The 21,095-nt window shown below is 70.2% G+C and carries 26 protein-coding genes and 1 pseudogene; 12 read left to right on the plus strand and 15 right to left on the minus strand.

Annotation, left to right across the window (positions count from 1 at the left end):
• Nucleotides 1–115 precede the first annotated feature (115 nt).
• From OHA21_RS16690 to OHA21_RS16705, 4 genes are all read right to left on the minus strand, one after another.
• On the minus strand, nucleotides 116–256 hold the full coding sequence (locus OHA21_RS16690) for a hypothetical protein (protein WP_328474950.1): 141 nt from the start codon (nucleotides 254–256) through the stop codon (nucleotides 116–118).
• A 379-nt stretch (nucleotides 257–635) separates the two neighbouring features.
• The gene (locus OHA21_RS16695) at nucleotides 636–1,268 is read right to left on the minus strand and encodes a TMEM175 family protein (RefSeq protein WP_328474951.1); all 633 of its coding nucleotides are present in this window, start codon (nucleotides 1,266–1,268) and stop codon (nucleotides 636–638) included.
• A 560-nt stretch (nucleotides 1,269–1,828) separates the two neighbouring features.
• Nucleotides 1,829–2,860: a hypothetical protein gene (locus OHA21_RS16700; RefSeq protein ID WP_328474952.1), complete on the minus strand. Its 1,032-nt coding sequence runs from the start codon at nucleotides 2,858–2,860 to the stop codon at nucleotides 1,829–1,831.
• Nucleotides 2,861–2,885: 25 nt separating this feature from the next.
• The gene (locus OHA21_RS16705) at nucleotides 2,886–3,443 is read right to left on the minus strand and encodes a dihydrofolate reductase family protein (protein WP_328474953.1); all 558 of its coding nucleotides are present in this window, start codon (nucleotides 3,441–3,443) and stop codon (nucleotides 2,886–2,888) included.
• A 213-nt stretch (nucleotides 3,444–3,656) separates the two neighbouring features.
• Between OHA21_RS16705 and rox the strand changes: the two genes are divergently transcribed.
• Complete coding sequence (gene rox / locus OHA21_RS16710) at nucleotides 3,657–5,081, plus strand: rifampin monooxygenase (protein WP_328474954.1); 1,425 nt, start codon at nucleotides 3,657–3,659, stop codon at nucleotides 5,079–5,081.
• A 14-nt stretch (nucleotides 5,082–5,095) separates the two neighbouring features.
• On the opposite strand, the gene arsM is transcribed toward rox, so the two are convergent.
• Nucleotides 5,096–5,944, minus strand: a complete 849-nt coding sequence (arsM, locus tag OHA21_RS16715) for an arsenite methyltransferase (RefSeq protein ID WP_328474955.1) — start codon at nucleotides 5,942–5,944, stop codon at nucleotides 5,096–5,098.
• An 82-nt stretch (nucleotides 5,945–6,026) separates the two neighbouring features.
• Between arsM and OHA21_RS16720 the strand changes: the two genes are divergently transcribed.
• From OHA21_RS16720 to OHA21_RS16740, 5 genes and pseudogenes are all read left to right on the plus strand, one after another.
• Entirely contained in the window at nucleotides 6,027–6,398 is a 372-nt protein-coding gene (locus OHA21_RS16720; RefSeq protein ID WP_442875103.1) for an ArsR/SmtB family transcription factor, read from the plus strand.
• Nucleotides 6,395–7,111, plus strand: a pseudogene (locus tag OHA21_RS16725) (aquaporin); the annotation flags it as partial. The gene OHA21_RS16720 and the pseudogene OHA21_RS16725, both read left to right, overlap by 4 nt.
• A gap of 20 nt (nucleotides 7,112–7,131) precedes the next feature.
• Nucleotides 7,132–7,605: a GNAT family N-acetyltransferase gene (locus tag OHA21_RS16730; RefSeq protein WP_328474956.1), complete on the plus strand. Its 474-nt coding sequence runs from the start codon at nucleotides 7,132–7,134 to the stop codon at nucleotides 7,603–7,605.
• A 17-nt stretch (nucleotides 7,606–7,622) separates the two neighbouring features.
• Nucleotides 7,623–8,018, plus strand: coding sequence for an arsenate reductase ArsC (locus OHA21_RS16735; RefSeq protein WP_328474957.1), 396 nt, complete (start codon nucleotides 7,623–7,625; stop codon nucleotides 8,016–8,018).
• Nucleotides 8,019–8,074: 56 nt separating this feature from the next.
• Nucleotides 8,075–8,512, plus strand: coding sequence for an SRPBCC family protein (locus OHA21_RS16740; RefSeq protein ID WP_328474958.1), 438 nt, complete (start codon nucleotides 8,075–8,077; stop codon nucleotides 8,510–8,512).
• Between the two features lie 6 nt (nucleotides 8,513–8,518).
• Here the strand turns inward: OHA21_RS16740 and OHA21_RS16745 are convergent, their stop codons facing one another.
• Complete coding sequence (locus OHA21_RS16745) at nucleotides 8,519–8,920, minus strand: DUF6855 family protein (protein ID WP_328474959.1); 402 nt, start codon at nucleotides 8,918–8,920, stop codon at nucleotides 8,519–8,521.
• Between the two features lie 157 nt (nucleotides 8,921–9,077).
• Here OHA21_RS16745 and OHA21_RS16750 point away from each other — a divergent pair, with 157 nt between their 5' ends.
• A complete protein-coding gene (locus OHA21_RS16750) occupies nucleotides 9,078–9,617 on the plus strand; it encodes a DM13 domain-containing protein (RefSeq protein WP_442875104.1) in 540 nt (179 codons plus the stop codon).
• Between the two features lie 7 nt (nucleotides 9,618–9,624).
• Here OHA21_RS16750 and OHA21_RS16755 read toward each other — a convergent pair whose 3' ends face one another.
• The 7 genes from OHA21_RS16755 to OHA21_RS16785 form a co-directional block, all read right to left on the minus strand.
• The gene (locus OHA21_RS16755; protein WP_328474960.1) at nucleotides 9,625–9,885 is read right to left on the minus strand and encodes a hypothetical protein; all 261 of its coding nucleotides are present in this window, start codon (nucleotides 9,883–9,885) and stop codon (nucleotides 9,625–9,627) included.
• A 43-nt stretch (nucleotides 9,886–9,928) separates the two neighbouring features.
• On the minus strand, nucleotides 9,929–10,687 hold the full coding sequence (locus tag OHA21_RS16760) for an enoyl-CoA hydratase (RefSeq protein ID WP_328474961.1): 759 nt from the start codon (nucleotides 10,685–10,687) through the stop codon (nucleotides 9,929–9,931).
• Nucleotides 10,684–11,652 (minus strand): NAD(P)H-dependent flavin oxidoreductase, encoded by a 969-nt coding sequence (locus OHA21_RS16765; protein WP_328474962.1) that lies wholly within the window; start codon nucleotides 11,650–11,652, stop codon nucleotides 10,684–10,686. The genes OHA21_RS16760 and OHA21_RS16765 overlap by 4 nt, the downstream gene beginning before the upstream one ends.
• Entirely contained in the window at nucleotides 11,649–12,404 is a 756-nt protein-coding gene (locus OHA21_RS16770) for a 3-hydroxyacyl-CoA dehydrogenase (protein ID WP_328474963.1), read from the minus strand. The genes OHA21_RS16765 and OHA21_RS16770 overlap by 4 nt, the downstream gene beginning before the upstream one ends.
• A 71-nt stretch (nucleotides 12,405–12,475) precedes the next feature.
• The gene (locus OHA21_RS16775; RefSeq protein ID WP_328474964.1) at nucleotides 12,476–13,084 is read right to left on the minus strand and encodes a TetR/AcrR family transcriptional regulator; all 609 of its coding nucleotides are present in this window, start codon (nucleotides 13,082–13,084) and stop codon (nucleotides 12,476–12,478) included.
• An 18-nt stretch (nucleotides 13,085–13,102) separates the two neighbouring features.
• On the minus strand, nucleotides 13,103–13,693 hold the full coding sequence (locus tag OHA21_RS16780) for a TetR/AcrR family transcriptional regulator (protein WP_328474965.1): 591 nt from the start codon (nucleotides 13,691–13,693) through the stop codon (nucleotides 13,103–13,105).
• Nucleotides 13,690–14,451 (minus strand): SDR family NAD(P)-dependent oxidoreductase, encoded by a 762-nt coding sequence (locus OHA21_RS16785; RefSeq protein ID WP_328474966.1) that lies wholly within the window; start codon nucleotides 14,449–14,451, stop codon nucleotides 13,690–13,692. Before OHA21_RS16785 ends, OHA21_RS16780 begins: the two co-directional genes overlap by 4 nt.
• Nucleotides 14,452–14,530: 79 nt before the next feature.
• On the opposite strand from OHA21_RS16785, the gene OHA21_RS16790 reads away from it, so the two are divergent.
• From OHA21_RS16790 to OHA21_RS16800, 3 genes are read left to right on the plus strand one after another with little or no spacing between them, the layout of a single operon-like run.
• Nucleotides 14,531–15,688 (plus strand): acyl-CoA dehydrogenase family protein, encoded by a 1,158-nt coding sequence (locus OHA21_RS16790; protein ID WP_328474967.1) that lies wholly within the window; start codon nucleotides 14,531–14,533, stop codon nucleotides 15,686–15,688.
• On the plus strand, nucleotides 15,685–16,680 hold the full coding sequence (locus OHA21_RS16795) for a phosphotransferase family protein (protein ID WP_328474968.1): 996 nt from the start codon (nucleotides 15,685–15,687) through the stop codon (nucleotides 16,678–16,680). Before OHA21_RS16790 ends, OHA21_RS16795 begins: the two co-directional genes overlap by 4 nt.
• A 1-nt stretch (nucleotide 16,681) precedes the next feature.
• Entirely contained in the window at nucleotides 16,682–17,899 is a 1,218-nt protein-coding gene (locus OHA21_RS16800) for an acyl-CoA dehydrogenase family protein (RefSeq protein WP_442875105.1), read from the plus strand.
• On the opposite strand, the gene OHA21_RS16805 is transcribed toward OHA21_RS16800, so the two are convergent.
• Complete coding sequence (locus tag OHA21_RS16805; protein ID WP_328474969.1) at nucleotides 17,896–18,336, minus strand: OsmC family protein; 441 nt, start codon at nucleotides 18,334–18,336, stop codon at nucleotides 17,896–17,898. The genes OHA21_RS16800 and OHA21_RS16805 overlap by 4 nt on opposite strands.
• Before the next feature lie 487 nt (nucleotides 18,337–18,823).
• Between OHA21_RS16805 and OHA21_RS16810 the strand changes: the two genes are divergently transcribed.
• Nucleotides 18,824–19,333 carry a GNAT family N-acetyltransferase gene (locus tag OHA21_RS16810; protein ID WP_328474970.1) on the plus strand — a complete coding sequence of 170 codons (510 nt, stop codon included), beginning with the start codon at nucleotides 18,824–18,826 and terminating at the stop codon, nucleotides 19,331–19,333.
• A gap of 52 nt (nucleotides 19,334–19,385) precedes the next feature.
• Here the strand turns inward: OHA21_RS16810 and OHA21_RS16815 are convergent, their stop codons facing one another.
• Nucleotides 19,386–19,976, minus strand: coding sequence for a TetR/AcrR family transcriptional regulator (locus OHA21_RS16815; protein ID WP_328474971.1), 591 nt, complete (start codon nucleotides 19,974–19,976; stop codon nucleotides 19,386–19,388).
• A gap of 79 nt (nucleotides 19,977–20,055) precedes the next feature.
• On the opposite strand from OHA21_RS16815, the gene OHA21_RS16820 reads away from it, so the two are divergent.
• On the plus strand, nucleotides 20,056–21,090 hold the full coding sequence (locus tag OHA21_RS16820; RefSeq protein WP_328474972.1) for an MBL fold metallo-hydrolase: 1,035 nt from the start codon (nucleotides 20,056–20,058) through the stop codon (nucleotides 21,088–21,090).
• The last annotated feature ends 5 nt before the right edge of the window (nucleotides 21,091–21,095 follow it).

Genomic DNA, 21,095 nt, shown 5'->3' on the forward strand with positions numbered 1-21,095 from the left:
CGATTCATTTCCCACACCGGCATGTCGGCTAACTCTCATGCCACGATCCGCTCGCCGCCGAGCGCAACAATCGATCATCTCGGCCGACGCACGCTCGGTCGCCACCGAACGGCGATCAGCCGCCACCGGAGACCAGACGCAGGGCGCTCCGCACGTACCGGTCCATGTTGGCCTGGGCTCGATCGCGACCCGCGCCGGCCACCAGGGCGAAGGGGGCCTCAACGCTGAGCGGCTGCTCGTAATCTCTTGGGGTCACGACATATTTCCGGCTCACAGAACATCTGACCGACGCGGTTCGCGCACTGCCAGCAATCGATTCACATTTTGCCCTGGTCAGGGGCTACCTGCGGACCGAACTGGGCGGAATAAGAACCGCATACCCGCAGCTCAGGGCCCAATCGTGACGCTACCAACCGTACGCCGCCGCACGCCCTGAGATTCACCGCTTCGCTTCGCCCGCCACAGCGCCGTCAGGCTGATTAGCTTCATCGTCAGCCTCGGCGCATTGCCCCGATCAGCCGTCCGCCATTGATCGATCATGTCGGTCCACGCAGTGGCGGACTCCTGCCGGTCATCCACCGGCCTAGGCGCCGTCCGAGCTTCCCGGCCTCGCCGACAACCTGGCGCGAGAGTTGTCAGGCGATCGGCCGGGCGCGGCGCCGGCGGGTCAGAAACAGCCCTTCGACCGGTCCAGTCAGGAACAGCAGCAACAGCGCCCAGTAGTTGATCTGTGGGAAGGCCACGCCGACCACCGCGGCGAGCAGCAGGGCGCCGAAGGTCGTCAAGGAGCCGGTCACCACTTCGATCGGGAGCGGAGTTCGACCGACGCTCAATTCGGGGTGGCGGTAGGCGTAGATCGATAGGGCGCTCAGCGCGCCGGTGGCCAACAGCAGCGTGCCGCAGTACAACGCCACGGTGCCGCTCGTGGGCGGAAAGTCGGTAATGATCGCGGTTTGGATCGGCAGCATCACGATGGCCAGAGTCCACAGCGCACTCAGGATCACGATGGGCCCGCTCAAACGGGACAGATGCCCGAATGCCCGATGGTGACCCCACCAGAACCGGAAAATTACCGCGAACCCCAGGAGGAAAGCGCCAAATCCGGGAAGGTGTTCGTGGATCAGCCCGCCCAGGTCCGCATGGTCCTCGATGTCGGCCAGGGCCTCCAGGAGCGGCAGGATGAGTAGGGTGATGGCAATTGCGGCCACCGCATCAGTGAAGAGGACGAGACGCTCGGGTGAAGCGGCCGGCTGTTCAGGGGCGGTCATGCGCGACAGTATGCCCGCGTCTCGATCTCTCGGGATTACTCACGTGGAGGCAGGGTCCGCGGACTCAGCCCATGGACGGCACTCAGCGACCGGCCGTGCGGCCGACCAAGACGGCGTCCAGTCACCGAACGCGCCGGGCGCCCTTGGTCGACGTCCGGATCTGCCGCGATCGGGTGTGCCCCCGTTCAGACTGCAAGCCACAAACGGTCGGCGCAGTTACTGACGGTAGCGCCCACGCAAAATGCACCGTCCGATGACACGATTCTTGAGACATCGAGCCGCGCCGCATCTTGTTGGCAGGCCGGCCCACGCGAAGACCGCCTCGACTTCCTTGTCGCGAGCCAGCTCACCGCATGGTCATCCGGCATGATTTCTGAGAGCGGGCAGTCCGGATGGAGGCTGCGGATTCAATCGGACGCACCGAGCCGGTGACACGGCGACGCCGACCGGCTTCCCCGCACTCCGGCAAATCCGCAGGGTGACTTCGGACGATCCGGCCTCGCAAGCGCCTGGGCGCTACGTTGCGAGACGCCGGTCAAGGCACGATCCCTCCGCAGGGTTCAATCGAACGCGAGGATCCGCGCGATGAGCACCAGCATCCGCTGGGCGGAGCTACGCGCCGGCATCGGGACCGAAACGTCGACCGCGGGTTGCACGAACGGCAACGCCACCTGCAGCGACAGCCGCTTGGCCGGGCCGCCGCGCGTGCCCAGTTTCTCCGCCCAGGTGCCCGCCGCCGCCTCCAGTTCGTGCAGCACCGCGTCGACGCCCTGGTCGTCGCCGGCCGCGACCAGGTCGTCGAGCATCCGCATGCCCCGCCGGAAGGAGCGCACCTCGGGCTGCTCGCGCATCCAGCTGATGGTGCGGCCCAGGTTCCAGGAGCGCTGGTGCGCCTCCTGGAGCACGAACCGTGTCAGGGGCGGCAGCGGGAGGTGCCGCGGGGTGTCACCGAGCCAGGCCCGGCGCCGGTCCTCGTACGCTTTGCGCACCTTCCGGTCGAACGCGCCGAGGATCTGCTCGGCGTACCCGTAACGCGGCGCCTGTCCGCTGAACGTCTTCTCCGGATGCAGCAGCAGCGCCCCACCGGTGCGTTCCTGCAGCGCCAGGTAGTAGAAGTGCCGGATCAGGCCGATGGTCGGCCCGCTGTCGAAACGCGTCTGCAGTGCCTTTCGCATCGGTCTGCCGAACGCGTCCGCGACCTCCCAGGATTGTTCCTCGGACAGGTGTGCCTCGACTTCACTCCATAAGGTCACCGAGTGAAGCTCCATCGGGAGCGTAAATTCCTGCGCCGCGAGTTGGGAGCCGCCGGGCTGCAGCCGGATCTTCTTCCAGTCGAGCTGCTGGAACAAGGTCGCCGCGCGCAGATACAGCGCACCGACCTCGTCCTTGCGCAGCGACTCGATCCGGGTGCCGTCGTCCATGTCGGGCAGCCAGCCCAGCATGTCCTGGTTTCGCTGAACTGATGGACCGTCCAGGATGACGCGGTCGAACAGGACCAGAGCCTCGATCACCCCGGTCCAGTCGAAATCCGCGAGCCGGGGCCGTAGCGACTCGGGCCACCGGTTGAGCGCGATCAGAGTGGACGTGTCCACCAAAACCGCTTTCACAACAAGACGCCTATGCGACGTCGTAGGTGAGCTGCACCATGCCGTTGCCGAAACGGCGTTCCCGGGTGAGCGACAGAGACGTGCGCACCTCGTCGGGCAGCACCCTTGTCCCTCCCCCGACCAGAACCGGGCACACCAACAGCTCGACGACATCGACGACACCGAGCCGCAGGGCGCTGTGCGCGAGTCCCGGGCCTTCGACCGTCAGATCGCCGGTGGCCTCGGCGCGCGCCGAGGCGACCGCCTCGGTGGTCAGCTCACGCTCCAGGCGGGTCTGCTGCGTCCACACCTTCGGCAAGGTCGAGGAGAACACCACTTTCTGCGCCGCCTGCCACGTCTTGGCGTACTCAGCGGACTCCGGCGACTGCGCGGCGACTTCCGGATCGGTCTCCCAGACGGCCATCGCCTCGTACATTCGCCTGCCGTAAAGATAGGTGCTCACCCCGGCTGCGTCGGCGTTGAGCGCGGCGATGACCTCTTCGTCGGGCACCGCCCACGAGTAGTCGCCCTGGGCATCGGTGTGGTAGCCGTCGAGAGACGAGGCAACTGAGTAGATCACCCGATTCATGCGCCAAGGTTAGTGTCCCGCCGCGAAACACGCTGGACGCGACAGCGCCCGGCTTGTAGCTTGCAGGTGCCCGTGACACCGCCCGAGGAGGTGAGCCCCCATGAACGCTGTATCGATGTGGGTGCTCCCCCGTTCCGTCACGGCCGGGCGATTGACGTAGGTGTCGCCGGGAGCGCCCGCCAACCACGGCACTCCCGAAAGGCCACACCATTCATGTTTGACGTGATCATTGCCGGTTGCGGGCCGACCGGTGCGATGCTGGCCGCCGAGCTGCGGCTGCACGAGGTGCGCGTCCTCGTCCTCGAGACCGAAACCGAGCCCGCATCGTTCGCCCGCATTGTCGGCCTGCATATCCGCAGCATCGAACTGCTGGCCATGCGCGGCCTGCTGGACCGCATGCAAAAACACGGACGCCGGCGTCCGGCCGCCGGTTTCTTCGCCGCCATCAACAAACCCGCACCCCAAAACCTCGATTCCGGGTACGCCTACCTGCTCGGCATCCCGCAGCCGGTCATCGTCCAGCTGCTCGAAGAGCATGCGATCGCCCTGGGCGCGCAGGTCCGGCGCGGGTGCACGGTGACCGGCTTCGAACAGGACGCCGACGGCGTGACCGTCGAACTGGCCGACGGCGAGCAGCTGCGCTCGCGCTATCTCGTCGGCTGTGACGGCGCACGCAGTGCGGTGCGCAAACTGCTCGGCGTCGGATTTCCCGGCGAACCGTCGCGCAACGAGACGCTGATGGGTGAGATGGAAGTAGGCGTTGCGCCGGAACAGATCGCCGCGACGGTCGCCGCACTCGCCGAAACCGAAAGACGATTCAGTCTCCGGCCCGTCGGCGTCGGCGTCTTCAGCGTCATCGTCCCGGTCGCGGGTGTCAGCGATCGCGCGCAACCACCCACCCTCGAGGACTTCCAGCAACAGCTGCGCGCCGTCGCCGGAACCGACTTCGGCGTGCACTCCCCGCGCTGGCTGTCCCGGTTCGGCGACGCCACCCGCCTCGCCGACCGCTATCGGGTCGGGCGGGTGCTGCTGGCCGGCGACGCCGCCCACATCCATCCGCCGATCGGCGGGCAGGGCCTCAACCTGGGCGTTCAGGACGCCGTCAATCTGGGCTGGAAACTGGCCGCACAGGTCCGCGGCTGGGCGCCGGAAAGACTGCTGGACACCTACCACGCCGAACGTCATCCGGTCGCCGCGGACGTCCTGGACAACACGCGCGCCCAGACGCAGCTGTTGTCCACCGAGCCGGGCGCGCAGGCCGTACGCCGGCTGCTCTCCGAACTGATGGACTTCGACGAGGTGAACCGCTACCTGCTGGAGAAGATCACCGCGACCGGCATCCGCTACGCCTTCGGCGACGGCCCCGACCTGCTCGGCCGCCGCCTGCCCGACGTCGAGGTGAAGCACGGCAACCTCTACGGGCTGCTGCATCGCGGCCGCGGCCTGCTGCTGGACCGCACCGAACGCCTGACCACCGGTGGCTGGGCGGACCGGGTCGACCACCTCGCCGACCCCACCGCGGCCCTGGATGCTCCGGGCGTCCTGCTACGCCCCGACGGCCACGTCGCCTGGATCGGCGACGACCAGCAGGACCTGGACGGCCACCTCGCCCGCTGGTTCGGCCGGCCTGCCACCTGATCTGGCCACGGCGGTCACGAGCGGCCGGCCCGGATGATCGCGGCGTGCATGCCCTCGGCGTACGCGCCGGTGAACTCGACGCTGACCTCGGTGAAGCCGGCAGCGGTCAGGCCGTCGACGTACTCGGCGCGGGACAGGGCGCCGGCGATGCAGGCGGACCAGTCGCCGACCACACCGCGCTGCTGCGGCGTGAGGTGGTCCTCGGCGACGACGTCGGAGATGCCGATCCGGCCGCCGGGCCGCAGCACCCGGTGCATCTCGGCGAACACCGACGGCTTGTCGGCCGACAGGTTGATCACGCAGTTGGAGATGACGACGTCGACGGATGCGTCCGGGAGCGGGATCTGCTCGATGTGGCCCTTGTGGAAGGCGACGTTGGTGGCGCCGGCCTCGGCGGCGTTGCGGCGGGCCAGTTCCAGCATCTCGTCGGTCATGTCCAGGCCGTGCGCGAACCCGGTCGGGCCGACCCGGCGGGCGGACAGCAGCACGTCGATGCCGCCACCCGAGCCGAGGTCGAGGACCGTCTCGCCGGGGTTGAGGTCGGCCACCCGCAACGGGTTGCCGCAACCCAGACTGGCCCGCAGGGCCGCCTCGGGGACTTCGCCACGCTGGTCGTCGGCGTACAGCTGCTCGTTGCCGCACTGGCTGCCCTCGGCCGCCCGGGTGGCGGCGTCGGCGTAGCGGGCGCGGACCTGCTCGCGGATGGCGGCGCCGTCGGTGTCGGTCGCGGTACCGCAGCAGCTCGCGCCGGCCGCGACGGCCTCGGTCTTGGCGACCGGGTCGCAGCAGGCGCCGGCCTGCTCGGCGGCCGCAGCGGTGCCGCAGCAGGGCTGGGTGCTGGTGATGGTCACAGGCTCGGTCATGACGATGCTCCTCTATGATTTCGATGTCCGTCGAATCAGCCCTCAGCTTGCCCCCGAATTCGACGACTGTCAAACTAGACGGGTGCCGAATCAAGAACTGCCGTTGCTGACCGAGCCGGGCTGCTGCGCGCCGATGGTCGCCGAGCCGCTGAGCGAGACGGACGCTGCCGGTCTGGCCAAGGGGTTCAAGGCGCTGGGTGATCCGGCCCGGCTGCGCCTGCTGTCGATGATCGCGGCCCGCGCCGGTGACGAGGTGTGCGTCTGCGAGTTGACCGACGCGTTCACCCAGTCGGCGCCGACCATCTCGCATCACCTGAAGGTGCTGCGCGATGCCGGCCTGGTCACCTCCGAGCGGCGCGGCACCTGGGTCTACTACCGGGTCGTCCCGTCGGCGCTGGCCGCGCTGTCGCAGCTGCTGGACACCTCGGCGATGACCGCCGGGGCCCAGGGGTGAGCCTGGCACGCCGGTTGAGCGCCGAGTTCGCCGGCGCCGGCCTGCTGGTCGCGGCGGTGATCGGCTCCGGCATCGCCGCGTCGCGGTTGTCGCCGCACGATGCCGGCCTGCAGTTGCTGGAGAACGCGATCGTCACGGCGTTCGCGCTGGGTGCGCTGATCCTGATGTTCGGCCCGGTCTCCGGTGCGCACTTCAACCCGGTCGTCTCGGCGGTCGACTGGTGGCTCGGCCGCCGCACCGGGACCGGGCTTGCCGGGCGCGATGTCGCCGGCTACGCGCTCGCCCAGACCTTCGGCGCCATCTGCGGGGCGGTCCTGGCCAATACGATGTTCGACCTGCCTGCCGTCACCTGGTCGCAGACCAGCCGGCCGGGCGGGAGTCTCTGGCTGTCCGAGGTCGTCGCGACCGCCGGCCTGGTCCTGCTGATCGCGGCCCTGGCCCGCTCCGGCCGGGCCGCGACTGCGCCGGCAGCGGTCGGCGCCTACATCGGCGCCGCCTACTGGTGGACGTCGTCGACCAGCTTCGCCAACCCCGCCGTCACGATCGGCCGGGCCTTCAGCGACACGTTCGCCGGCATCGCCCCGGGCTCGGTGCCCGGCTTCGTCGCGGCCCAGATCATCGGCGGCCTGCTCGCCGTCGCGGCTGTCGCCTGGTGGTACCCGACCGGCCGGTCACCCGCCGAACTCGTCGTCCCGCACGAGTCGCAGAGGACGGCAGCACGATGATCACGGCGATGACCGACGAGCACGGCGCCCAGGTCCTCGACATCTACCGGCTCGGCATCGCCACCGGCCACGCCACCTTCGAAACCGAGCCGCCCACCTGGGACCGGTTCACCGCCACCCGGCTGGCCGATCACCGGTTCGTCGCGCTCGACACCGACGGCCGGGTGCTCGGCTGGGTCGCGTGCAGTGCCGTCTCCGACCGGTGCGTCTACGCCGGCGTGGTCGAGCACTCCGTCTACGTCCATCCCGGCGCACAAGGTCGCGGCGTCGGGAAAGCCCTGCTCCACGCCCTGATCGACTCCACCGAGCAGGCCGGTGTCTGGACCATCCAGTCGGGCGTCTTCCCGGAGAACACCGCCAGCCTGGCCCTGCACACCGCCTGCGGCTTCCGCACCGTCGGCACCCGCGAACGCGTCGGCAGACACCACGGCACCTGGCGCGACGTCGTCCTGATCGAACGCCGCAGCCCCACCATCACCTGACCAACGGAGCACCCACCATGAGCACCACACCCAGCGTCCTGTTCGTGTGCGTCCACAACGCCGGCCGCTCCCAGATGGCCGCGGGCTGGCTGCGCCACCTCGCCGGCGATCGCGTCGAGGCCCGCTCCGCCGGCTCCGCACCCGCCGAGAAGATCAACCCGGTCGCGGTCCAGGCGATGGCCGAGGTCGGCATCGACATCACGGCTGAGCAACCCAAGAAGCTGGAGTACGCCACCGCGCAGACCAGTGACGTCATCGTCACCATGGGCTGCGGCGACACCTGCCCGGTCTTCCCCGGCAAACGGTACGAGGATTGGCAGCTCACCGACCCGGCCGGTCAGGGCATCGACGTGGTCCGCGCCGTCCGCGACGACATCCGCGTCCGCGTCGAGAAACTGCTCGCCGAACTCTGAGCGACCTTGCCGCGGATCGCTGAAAGCGGCGGCCGCCCCGGCGTAGCATTCCGGGCGTGGCTGTCGACGTCCAGACCACGATCGTGATCGACCGCCCGTGCGCGGTGGTCGCCGCCTACGCCGGTGATCCCACCAATGCGACCGCTTGGTACGCCAACATCGACTCGGTCGAGTGGCGCACCGACCCGCCGGTGCAGGTCGGCTCGGCGATGGACTTCGTGGCCCGGTTCCTGGGTCGCCGGCTGGCCTACACGTACGAGGTCGTCGCGCTCGTGCCTGGCGAGCGCCTGGTCATGCGTACCGCCCAGGGCCCGTTCCCGATGGAGACCGCCTACACCTGGCAGCCGGTCGACCCCGGCCGGACCCGCATGACGCTGCGCAACCGCGGCGAGCCGGCCGGGTTCGGCCGGATCGCTGCGCCGGTGATGGCGGCGGCGATGCGCCGCGCCAACGACAAGGACCTGGCCCGCCTCAAGAAGATCCTCGAGTCGTAGGCAGCCTCAGACGGCGCGCATGCGATTGTTGCGGGCCTCGTGGGTCAGCTCGGCCAGGCCCAGTTCCTCGAGCAGCGGCGGCAGGTACATCCCGAACCGGCCCCGGTAGCCCTTGCGCAGCCCGTACCAGCCGCCGACCGGGTTGTCCGGTGAGCGGCCCCAGGCCTCGACCGTGCCGTCGGCGGCGGGCTTGTTCTCGTCGGCGGCGCCGAGCGGCACCCAGTCACCCTGCTCGCGGAGCCAGCCGTGCAGGTCCTCGACCGCCCGCGCCTGGTAGGTCAGCTTCGTCTTGCCGACCTGGCAGACGAGAATGGGCGGATCAGCCGTCTCGTCGCGGAACATCGTGTACTCCGACGACCCTGGCGGCGTCCGCAACAGCCAGGGATCACTCTCGGTTCCTGCCGCCATGACCGTCCTCCCAGGCCGTTCAGCGAGCCTCCTTTCCACGATATGGGAACGCGCAGGTGGTGTGGTCACAGTCGCACGATCGGGGACAGCGAGCGTAAGGAGTTCGTAAGCACCGGCTGCCTGTCACGCCTGCCCGGCTGCCGGTTCACTGGGAACCGTGAACCGCAGACTGCACACCAAACCGGCCACCTGGATCGTCGTGGCGCTGCTCGGCCTCGGCGGCGCCGGGGCGCTCTACTGGTTCCAGCCATGGCGCCTGTTCACCGACACGACCGTCGCCGACTCGCTGACCGTCGTCACGCCGCCGAGCCCGGCGGCATCGGACGCGCCGGCGGCGCCGGCTGCTGCCGTGCTGGCGCACGGCTCGTTCGTCACCCACGAGCACGACACCAGCGGCAGCGCCCGGGTCGTGCGCAACGCCGACGGCAGTCACCAGTTGGAACTGGTCGGCCTGGACACCAGCGACGGCCCCGACCTGCGGGTCTGGCTGACCGACCAGGCGGTGCGCACCGGCACCGCCGGCTGGAAGGTCTTCGACGACGGCACGTACGAGGAGTTGGGCCGGCTCAAGGGCAACCACGGCGACCAGGTGTATCCGATCCCGGCCGGCGTGGATCCCGCCGATTTCCAAAGCGTCAGCATCTGGTGCGACCGCTTCTCCGTCTCGTTCGGCGCCGCGACGCTCGCCGCCACCTGACGAAGCGTTACTTGCGGGCCGCCCGTTCTGCCTGGAACTGCTTGAACAGCAGCACCGAGATCACTCCGACGACCGCCACGATCCCGGTCATGATCAGGGCGAACCACCCGTTGCCGTGCTTGTCCCGCAGGATCAGCGCGCCGCTGACCAGGTAGTAGGTGGCGAAGCAGCAGGCGGCCACGGTGAGCACCCAGCTGTTGTTCAGTAGCTTGCGCGGAGCGCGCGCAGGGGTCTCGGCCGGGCCGTCCTGCGGTTTTGGAGAGGTCACCTCTGAAGTATCGGTCATCGGGTTCGACGGGCGAAGTCGGTGGTCAGCGGCCGCTGAAGGAGGGCGTCTGCTTGTCCCGGAAGGCGGTCAGCGCGGTCTGGAAGTCCTCGCTGCCGAGCAGCGCTGTTTGTCCTTCGGTCTCCCTTTTCAGGCTGTCCTCCAGCGCGCCGAGCGTCGCAGCGTTGACGGCGCGTTTGGCTGCGGTGACGGCCAGCGGTGCGGCCCGCGACAGCCGGGTGGCGAGTTCGTCGACGGCGTCCGGCAACGCGTCGGCGTCAACCACGCGGTGGATCAGGCCCCATTCGGCGGCGGTGGTCGCCGGGAGGCGTTCGCCGAGCATGGCCAGCGACATCGCCCGGGCCCGGCCGATGTTCGCCGGGACCAGCAGGGTCGCGCCGCCGTCGGGCATCAGGCCGACGTTGACGAAGGCGAGCTGGAAGAACGCGTTCGACGAGGCCAGCACCAGGTCGGCGGCCAGGGCGATGGAGCAGCCCACCCCGGCGGCCGGGCCGTGCACGGCGGCGACGACCGGCTGCGGGATCGCGCCCAGGGCGCGGATCACCCGGTTGGCGGCGTGCAGGGTCGCGGCGGGCGGCCGGTCACTCGGGGTGGTGAGGTCGGCGCCGGAGCTGAAGGCACGGCCGGCGCCGGCGAGCACGACGACGCGTACCTCCGGGTCCTCGCCGGTCTCGGTGAGCAGGTCGGTCAGGTCGTCGAGGACGGTCGAGGTGACCGCGTTGAGCACCTGCGGCCGGTTGAAGGTGATCCGCAGGACCGGCCCGTCGCGGTGAACAAGCGTCATGCCGCCACCGCCGCAAGCCGGTGCGCGATGATCTCGGTCGCCTCGGCGACGATCCGGTCGATCAGCTCGGCGCAGGTCGGGACGTCGTGGATCAGGCCCTGCACCATGCCGACGGTCCAGATGCCGGCGTCCAGGTCGCCCTCCTCGAAGACCTTGCGGCCGCGGGCGCCGGCGACCAGGGATGCGATGTCCGGGAACGTGCCGCCGCCGGCGAGGATGTCCACGACCTCGCGGCTGACCTCGTTGCCCGCCACCCGGGCGGTGTTGCGCAGCTGCCTGAAGATCAGCTGGGTGCCGCGTTCGTCGCCGTCGACGATGGCCTGCTTGACCTTGTCGTGGATCGGGGACTCGACGGTGCACATGAACCGGCTGCCCATGTTGATGCCGTCCGCGCCGAGGGCCAGGGCGGCGACCAGGCCGCGGGCGTCGGCGAAACCGCCGGAGGCGAGCACCGGGATGCGCAGCCGGGCGGTGGCGGCGGGGATGAGTACCAGCCCGGGGATGTCATCCTCTCCGGGGTGCCCGGCGCACTCGAAGCCGTCGATGCTGACCGCGTCGACGCCGACCGCTTCGGCTTTGAGGGCGTGCCGGACGCTCGTACACTTGTGAATGATCTTGATGCCGTTGGCCTTGAACATCTCCATGTGCGGCTCGGGATTGGACCCGGCGGTCTCCACGATGGTGATGCCGGAGTCCACGATGACGCGCCGGTACTCGTCGTAGGGCGGCGGTGTGATCGTCGGCAGGATGGTGAGGTTCACGCCGAACGGCTGGTCGGTGAGCCGGCGGGCGCGTTCGATCTCCTGCGCCAGGGCCGCCGGGGTGGGCTGGGTCAGCGCGGTGATCAGGCCGAGGCCGCCGGCCTCGGAGACGGCGGCGGCGAGTTCGGCGCGGCCGACCCACTGCATGCCGCCCTGCACGATGGGGTGGCGGATGCCGAAGGCTTCGGTGAATCGGGTCCTCATCGCGGTGCCATCCGGATCGCGCCGTCGAGCCGGATCGTCTCGCCGTTGAGCATCGGGTTGCGCACGATGCTCGACACCAGGTCGGCGAACTCGTCGGGCTGTCCGAGCCGGGCCGGGTGCGGGACCTGCGCGCCGAGCGAAGCCTTGGCGTCCTCGGGCAGGCCGGCCAGCAGCGGGGTTTCGAACAGGCCGGGCGCGATGGTGACGACCCGGATCAGCGAGGAGGCGAGCTCGCGGGCGATCGGCAGGGTCATGCCGACGATGCCGCCCTTGGACGCGGAGTATGCAGCCTGGCCGATCTGTCCCTCGAACGCGGCGACCGAGGCGGTGTTGACGATGACGCCACGCTCGCCGTCCTGCTCCGCAGCCTTCGCGATGTGCCCGGCGGCCAGGCGGATCACGTTGAAGGTGCCGAACAGGTTGACCTCGACGGTGCGGCGGAACAGGTCGTAGGGGAACGGGCCGTTCTTGCCCAGCACCTTGGCCGGGGTGCCGATGCCCGCGCAGTTCACCACCACCCGCAGCTGCCCGAGGCCGGCGGCCAGCTCGACCGCGGCGCTCACCGACTCCTCGCTGGTGACGTCGCCGGGGCTGAAGTGGATGCCGCCGCCGGAGAGGGCTTTGCCATCGGAGGAGGGCAGGTCGACGATCACGACCTGGGCGCCGGTGGCGGCGAGGGCCCGCACGGTGGCGAGGCCGAGGCCGGAGGCGCCGCCGGTGACGAAGGCGACGTCGTGCTGGGTCAGTCTCACAGAGTTCCCCTTCGAAGTCTGGACGCCCCGAGTCTCACCCCGCGAACCAGAAACAGTCAACCCTGTCTGTTTCAGGGTCCGAGCAGCGCGTGCCGGGCGATCTCCTTCCAGTGCTCCAGCAGCGGCTCGGAGGCCGGGTCCCGGGCGTCGAAGGCGTAGCTGAGCGCCGTGCCCCGCATGCTGGTGAACAGCACCGGCCGGATCGGCAGGTACAGCGGCCGCCCCGCCAGGTCGGGGCCGAACAGATGATCCATGCGCTGCCAGATGGCCCGGCCCAGGCGCTTCTCGGCCGGGCGGATCGCCGCCGCCAGGGCCGGCTCGGTGCGTGCGGCGACCCACAGTTCGGTCGCCGCCCAGAAGCTCGGCTCCTGATAGGTCGCCCAGAGCACGTCCACCACCACGGCGATCCGCTCCCCCGGCCCGCTGGCCTCAGTGATGCGGTCCTGCAGCGGGCCGGGCACCGGCTGCTCCAGCTGGGCGGCGAAGATGTGGTGCGCGGCCGCGACCAGCAGCTCCTCTTTCGACGGGAACTGGTGCAGCATCCGGCCGCGCGACATGCCCGCCTCGGCCTGGATGGAGATGGTGCTGGTCCGGGCGTACCCGTCGCGCAGCAGGCAGGTGACCGCGGCGTCGAGGATCAACGAGCGGGTCCGGTCGGCTCGCGAGCTGGTTACCGTCATGCCGTCGACAATAACGGTCTACGCTGACTGCACGGCCGCCAGAGCTATCCGCACGTAATCCGCCGCCGCCTCCTCGGCCGTCTGGGGACCGCTGGGCTGGAACCACCCGGCCACCCCCTGACACATCGCCAGGATCGCCCGGCCACACGCCGTCGGATTGTCGGTTCCGAAGACACCGGATCGGCAACCGGCCGAGATCGTGTCGCGCAGCAGGCCCTCGATCCGGTCCCGGTGCTGCACGTAACGGGCCAGGTTCGACGGGGTCAGCGACCGGCGCTCGGAGTCGAGGAACGCCAGGTCACGGTGGTGCGCCATGTAGAGCACGATCGCCTCCACGGCGCCGCTGAGCCGGGCCACCGGATCGGAACCGGCCTCCTCCAGAGCCGCGTCGACGTGGTCCGACACGATCTGCATGGCATGGTCGAGCAGCGCCATCAGGATCGCCTGCTTGTTCTCGAAGTGGTAGTAGAGCGCCGGAACGGTCACCCCCACCTCGCCGGCGATCTTGCGGACGCTCGTGGCGTCGTACCCGTGCTGCACGATCTGGTCCAGCGACACCGCGAGGATCGGCGGCAGCTCCAGAGCGGGATAACGAGTCCAGGCCCTCACAGCGCGGCCATACCTCCGTCGACGATCAGGCTCGTGCCGGTCACGTACGACGAGGCCGGCGAGGCCAAAAACAGCAGCGCGCCGTCCAGCTCCGCCTGCTCCCCGAACCGGCCGAGCATGCTGTTGCGCGCGACCATCGCCCGCAGCTGCTCGTCAGCATTCGCGGTCATCTCGCTGGCGAAGTAGCCGGGGCACAGCGCGTTGACCCGGATGCCCTTGCGCGCCGACCACTCCTGGGCGAGATCGCGGGTCAGGCCGAGCACGCCGGCTTTGCTCGCCGCGTACGCCGCCTGCGGGAACGGCGGCGCGATGTGCGCGAGCACGCTGGCCACGTTGACGATCGACGAGCTGGGCGGCATGTGCGGGGCGCAGGCCTGCGCCATCCAGAACGGCCCGGCCAGATTCACCTTGAGCACCGCCTCGAAAGCGGTCGGAGTCTCCCGCGAGGCCGGCACGGCGTGCCCGATCCCGGCGTTGTTGATCAGCACGTCGAGGCGGCCGAATTCGGTCACGGTCGCGGCGACGGCCGCCTGGCACTGCTGCGGGTCGCTGACGTCCGCGCTGTGGGTGAGCACGCGCGTGCCTGCGGCCCGCAGCTTGTCAGCGAGGTCCGCGAGCCGGTCGGCGCGGCGCGCGACGAGCGCCAGGTCGGCGCCGGCGGCGGCGAGAGTACGCGCAAATCCCGCACCGAGCCCCGAGCTGGCCCCGGTGACCAGCGCAATCTTGCCGTCGAGCCGGAAGCTGTTCAGCACATCCATGCGCACCCCTCTTGACTTTCCGATCGGAACACCCGAATTCTAGTTAGCGCTCGCTAAGTAGACGAGAGGGATCCCCGAAATGACCGACCTGTACGCCCGGCGCTCCCTCTTCGACGACGAGCACGAGGCCTTCCGCGACAGCGTGAAGGAGTTCGTCGCCCGCGAGGTCGCCGCGCACGTCGACGACTGGGAGGAGGCCGCCGGCATCCCCCGCGACGTCTGGCGGACCGCCGGCGAACTCGGCTACCTGGGCCTGCCCGTGCCCGAGGAGTTCGGTGGCGGCGGCGTCGACGACTACCGCTTCCGGGTCGCGATGATCGAGGAGACGGCGAAGGTCGGCGCCAACTCCCTCGCTGCCGGATTCGCCGCGCAGACCGACGTGGTACTGCCCTACTTCATCGACCTGGCCGCCGGTGAGCAGCGCAAACAGTGGCTGCCCAAGCTGGCCACCGGCGAGCACATCGGGGCGATCGCGATGACCGAGCCCGGCACCGGCTCGGACCTGAAGGGCATCCGCACCACGGCGGTCCGCGACGGCGACGACTGGGTGATCAACGGGTCGAAGACGTTCATCACCAACGGGATCCACGCGGACCTGGTCGTCGTGGTCGCGCGCACCGGCGACGGCGCGTTCAGCCTGTTCGTCGTCGAGAGCGGCACCGCCGGTTTCACCCGCGGTCGTAAGCTGCGCAAACTCGGCCTCAAGGCGCAGGACACCGCCGAGCTGAACTTCGACGACGTGCGGGTGCACACCAGCGCGCTGCTCGGCGAGCAGGGCCGGGGGCTGCACGCGCTGATGTCGCACCTGCCGCTGGAACGGCTCAACATCGCCGTCACCGCGTGCGCCGGCACCCGGGCCGCGCTGGCCTGGACGATCGACTACGTCCGGGACCGCAAGGCGTTCGGCAAGCAGCTCGCCGAGTTCCAGAACACCCAGTTCGCGGTCGCCGAGATGGTCACCGAGCTGGAGGTGACGCAGGCGTACGTGGACGACGCGGTGCTGCGGTTCAACGCCGGCGAGCTGTCCGCGGTCGACGCGGCCAAGGCCAAGTGGTGGGCCACCGAGATGCACAAACGGGTCGTGGACCGGTGCCTGCAGCTGCACGGCGGGTACGGCTACATGCTGGAGTACCCGATCGCCCGCGCCTACGCCGACACCCGGGTCACCACCATCTACGGCGGCACCACCGAGATCATGAAGCTGATCATCGCGCGTGACGTGCTGGAGTCGAGGTGAAGGCCGCACTCGGTCCGGCGCTCGCGGCCGCCCTCGGCGATGACGCCTGGCTCGACGTCGAGGCGTCGCTCATCGCCGGCGGCAAGTCGAATCTGACCTACCGGCTGCGGTCCGCCGCCGGTGAGGTCATCCTGCGCCGCCCGCCCGACGGGGAGCTGCGGCCCACCGCGCACGACATGGGACGCGAGATTCGCGTACAGAAAGCGCTGACGGAATCGCCCGTACCCGTGCCCGACATTCTGCTCGCTGATGCCGGCGGCGACCTGCTCGGCGTGCCCAGCTACGTCATGTCGGCGGTGCCCGGCGTGGTGGTGCGCGACGCGCTGCCGCCCGGCTTCCCGGCCGACCTGCGCGCGCTCGCCCGCAACCTGGTCGACACCCTCGCCGCGATCCACACCGTCGACGTGGAGAAGGCCGGGCTGGCCGATTTCGGTCGTGCGGAAGGATTCCTCGCCCGGCAGATCCGGCGCTGGTGCCGGCAATGGGAGGCGGTCGGCCAGGACGGCGTGCTGGCCGTCGACGAACTCGCGTCCGCCCTCGCCGCCGCGGTGCCGGAGCACACCGCGACCGCGCTGGTGCACGGCGACTTCCGGCTGGACAACTGCGTGCTCGACCCGGCCACCGCCACGATCAACGCGGTCCTCGACTGGGAGATGTCCACCCTCGGTGACCCGCTCGCCGACCTCGGGCTGCTGCTGTTCTACTGGCGCGAACCCGGCGAGCAGCCGTGGCGGCTCGCCCCGGCGATCACCCGTACCCTCGGCTTTCCCCGGCGCTCGGAGATCACCGCCTGGTATGCCGAGGCGACCGGCGCGGATCTCACCCACCTGCGGGTCTATCTGGCGTTCGCGCACCTGAAATTCGCGGTGATCACCGAGGACATCAACGTGCGGGTCCGGTCGGGCGCGATGGCCGGGCAGGACTTCGGCGATCTCACCGGCGAGGCGGCGCGGATCGCCGAGGCCGGTCTCGATCTTCTCGGAAGGGACTGACGTGGACTTCGCCCCGAGCCGGCTCTCCACCGACATGGTCGACGCGATGTGGCGGTTCATGCACGAACGGGTGCTGCCCGCCGAGCCGGTGTGGAAGGCGCAACTCGCCGAACTCGGCGAGCACGCGACCCCGCCGGTCCTGGAGGATCTGAAACGCGAGGCCCGCCATCGTGGCCTGTGGAACCTGTTCCTGCCGGCGGTGTCCGGGCTGAGCAACCTGGAGTACGCGCCGGTCGCCGAGGTCACCGGCTGGTCCCCGGTGATCGCGCCGGAGGCGATCAACTGCCAGGCGCCGGACACCGGCAACATGGAGTTGCTGCACCTGTTCGGCACACCGGAGCAGAAGCAGCGCTGGCTGGAGCCGTTGCTGGCCGGGGAGCTGCGTTCGGCGTACGCGATGACCGAACCGCAGGTCGCGTCCTCGGACGCCACCAACATCGAGACGTCGATCGTGCGTGACGGCGCCGACTACGTGATCAACGGCCGTAAGTGGTGGATCACCGGGGTCGCCGACGAGCGCTGCCGGGTCTTCATCGTGATGGGCAAGACCGACCCGGCCGCGCCGGCGCACCGGCAACAGTCCATGATCATCGTGCCGCGCGACACCCCCGGCGTGGAGATGGTCCGCGACCTGCCGATCTTCGGTTACCAGGATCAGCACGGGCACTGCGAGATCAATTTCAGCGATGTACGGGTACCCGCCGCGAACCTGCTCGGTGAGGAAGGCGCCGGTTTCGCCCTCGGCCAGGCGCGCCTGGGACCGGGCCGGATCCACCACGCGATGCGCGCGATCGGGATGGCCGAGCGGGCCCTGGCCCTGCTGGTCGAACGGGCCCGCAGCCGCACCGCGTTCGGGGTCACCCTCGCCGAGCAGGGCGTCGTCCAGCAGCTGATCGCCGACTCGCGCATCGAGATCGACCAGGTGCGGCTGCTCGTCCAGAAGACCGCCTGGCTCATCGACACCCACGGCGCCCGCGGCGCCCGCACCGAGATCGCCGCGATCAAGGTGGCCGCCCCGGCCGTCGCCACCCGCGTCATCGACCGCGCGATCGAGGTCTTCGGCGGCGCCGGGGTCAGCGACGACACGCCGCTGGCCTACTTCTACGCCTGGGCGCGGGTGCTGCGCATCGTCGACGGCCCGGATGCGGTCCACCGGCGCACCATCGCCCGCCAGGAACTCGGGCGCGCGGCCAGAGATCGACTGCCGGCCGGTCGCTAACCGGCGGGCGGCGGCTCGGTGCGGGTGTCGACCGCGGTGCCGAGTTCCACCGTCCGCGAGACGGTGCAGAGCCGGTCGTGCGACATCCGTGCCGCGCGGGGCAGCATCTGACGGGCCGCGTCGCCGCCCGCACCCTCCGGGAACGTGACGTGCAGCTGCACGGCCAGGTTGACCAGCCGGTTACCGCCGCTCTCGTCCCGGATCTTGTCGGCGGTGACGTGGACGGAGAAACTGTCCGGCTCCGCGCGTTTGCTGACGATGTGGTCGACGTCTGCTCCCGTGCAGCCACCGAGCGCGGCGAGCAGCAACTCCACCGGGGTGAAGTCGGCGCCGTCCCCGACGCCGATGGTCATCGTGCCGCCGCGGGCGTTGCGTACCTCGTACTGGCCGAGGCTGGTGCGCTGCACCGTCACGGACCTCAGGGTGTCGTCCGTCATGCCCATGAACCTATCCCACCATGATCTCGGCAACCGGCCCACCCCGAACGCCACCCACCGGCCCTGAACGGGCCCCGGGCCTACCCCGGCCCGGCTGCGTACGTCGCCCCGCATTCCGGACGCGCGGTCACCCTGTCGAGCCCGCCCGGACGAGACCACATTGGTACGCGAAACCACCGCTCGGTGAGCCGCCCGCGGAGCCCGCCCCACCGCCCGCGGACCTGCCCGAGCGAGGGAACCGCACGATGAACCGGGCCGCGTTCGGCAACGAGGACCCGAGCCGGCTAGGCTTCGACTCGACCTGGGCCGCCTATCAGCGACGCCTGCAAGACAATCCGCTCACCGGCTGGGCGCTCAACTGCTCCGCCGGGTGCCGGAGCCGGGCTGCGCCGCCGGGTCAGGACAACTCTCGATGTGCCCGCCGGCGCCGTGGCCCACAGGAAGCCGAAGCGACGACCCCGAACGCGATCTCCGGTACGGTGGCCGCATGCCGGTGACCCTGCGGCCCGCCCGCGACGAGGACGCCACCACGGTCGCGACGATCTGGGAGTCGGCATGGCGCGACGGCCATCTCGGCCATGTGACCGACGAGCTCGTCGCGATCCGTACGCCGCAGGATTTTCGCAGCCGGGCCGCCGCGATGACCGCGCGCACCACGGTGGCCTCGGCGGACGGGGCGATTGCGGGCTTCGTGACCATCGCGGGCGACGAGGTCGAACAGGTCTTCGTCGACGCGGCGAGCCGCGGCAGCGGCATTGCCGACGCCCTGCTCACCGCGGCGGAACAGCAGATCGCCGCCGCCGGCCACCAGACGGCGTGGCTTGCCGTGGTCGCCGGCAACACCCGGGCGCGGCGCTTCTACGAGCGCCGCGGCTGGACCGACGACGGCGCCTTCGACTACGCGGCGCAGCGTCCGGGCGGCACCATCAACGTGCCCTGCCACCGGTACGTCAAGCGAGTCGCCGCCGACTCCGGACGCGTCGCAGCCGGCGGGTGAGCCCGGACCGATAGGTCCGTGGAGGCCCCGGCCGGGACCAGGCGGTCCGCGCTCAGCAGGCGTAACCGCGCAGGAGGAAGGCGATCGTCTCCTCGATGCCCTGCTCGACCAGTTCGGCCTTGACCCCGCCGTTGAGCGCCAGTGTCGTCAAACCCTGCAGGACGGCGATCAGCGGCACGGCGAGCAGCTCCACCTCGCCCGCCCGGACCTCGCCTCGGCGCTGACCGTCTTCGATCAGCTTGGTGACCATCGACGCCAGCCCCTGCATCGAAGCGATCAGCTCGGCGGAGGCAGTGGGATCATGCTTGCGCGCGAACATCAGCTCGAGCAGGGCCGCGTTGGCGCCGGCGAAGCCCAGGTAGGTGCGCACCAGCGCGGCGAGCCGGTCAGCGAACGAGTCGCCGGTCTGCTCCAGCGCCCCGGTCATCGCGCCGCTGAGACGGTGGAAGCCCTCCATGGCGAGCGCGTCGAGCAGCGTCTGCTTGCTCTTGAAGTGGCGGCTCGGCGCGGCCGGGCTGACCCCGGCCTCGCGGGCCAGCTCGCGCAGCGACAGCTCGCCGGCCCCGCGGTCGCGCAGGGTGACCTCGGCCAGGGTCAGCAGCACGGACCGCAGGTCACCGTGATGGTAAGGGCGGGTCTTCATGACCCCACCCTAGCGTGATGTAGTCGACGAACACATTGTGGGCGTTGACTACATTGTTATCGGTGCTTACATCGGTGGCATGAGCATCGCAGCCCAGATCGGCGGCAAGGCGAGCGGGGCACGCCTCGCCCGCGTCGAGGCCTCACCGCAGTTCACCGCCGGCCGGTTCCGCAACACCGTGCCCACCGCCACCGGCCTCTCCCTGTCCGCAATCCCGCGGGTCGCCGTCGCCACACTCACCGGCGGCGCGGCGCGCCGCCCGCACCAGGCCATACCCGTCGTGCGCACGCCGAGCACGGACGCGCAGGGCCTGCACGTCACCTGGTACGGCCACTCGACCGCGATGATCGACATCGAGGGACACCGGGTGCTGCTCGACCCGGTGTGGAGCGCGCGCTGCTCCCCCTCCCAGCTGGCGGGCCCGCGCCGGCTGCACGAGCCGCCGGTCGTGCTGCACGAGTTGCCGCCGATCGACGCCGTGGTGATCTCTCACGACCACTACGACCACCTCGACATGACGACCATCCAGACCCTGGCCCGCCTGCACGCCGCCACCTTCGTGGTGCCGCTCGGCGTCGGCGCGCACCTGGAACGCTGGGGTGTGCCGCAGGACCGCATCGCCGAACTCGACTGGAACGAGAGCACCCACGTCGGCGGCCTGGAACTGGTCGCCACCCCGGCCCGGCACTTCTCCGGCCGCGGGCTCACCCGCGACGAGACACTGTGGGCCAGCTGGGTGATCAAGGGCCCGACCCGGAAAGCCTTCTACTCCGGCGACACCGGATACTTCCCCGGCTTCGCCGAGATCGGCGCGCAGCACGGCCCGTTCGACGTCACCCTGGTGCAGGTCGGGGCGTACGGCGACGACTGGGCGGACATCCACATGGTCCCCGAAGACGGCGTGGCCACCCACCTCGACGTCCGCGGCGGGCTGCTGATCCCGGTGCACTGGGCCACCTTCGACCTGGCCCCGCACCGCTGGTCGGAGCCGGCCGAACGCACCTGGCTGGAGGCCAAGGCCCGCGGCGCCCAACTGGCCATCCCCCGGCCCGGCGAGCGAGTTGACGTGGACGCCCCACCGGAGATCGAATCCTGGTGGCAGCAGATCGCCTGACACCC

This window comes from Actinoplanes sp. NBC_00393 (genome assembly GCF_036053395.1).
GTDB lineage: Bacteria > Actinomycetota > Actinomycetes > Mycobacteriales > Micromonosporaceae > Actinoplanes.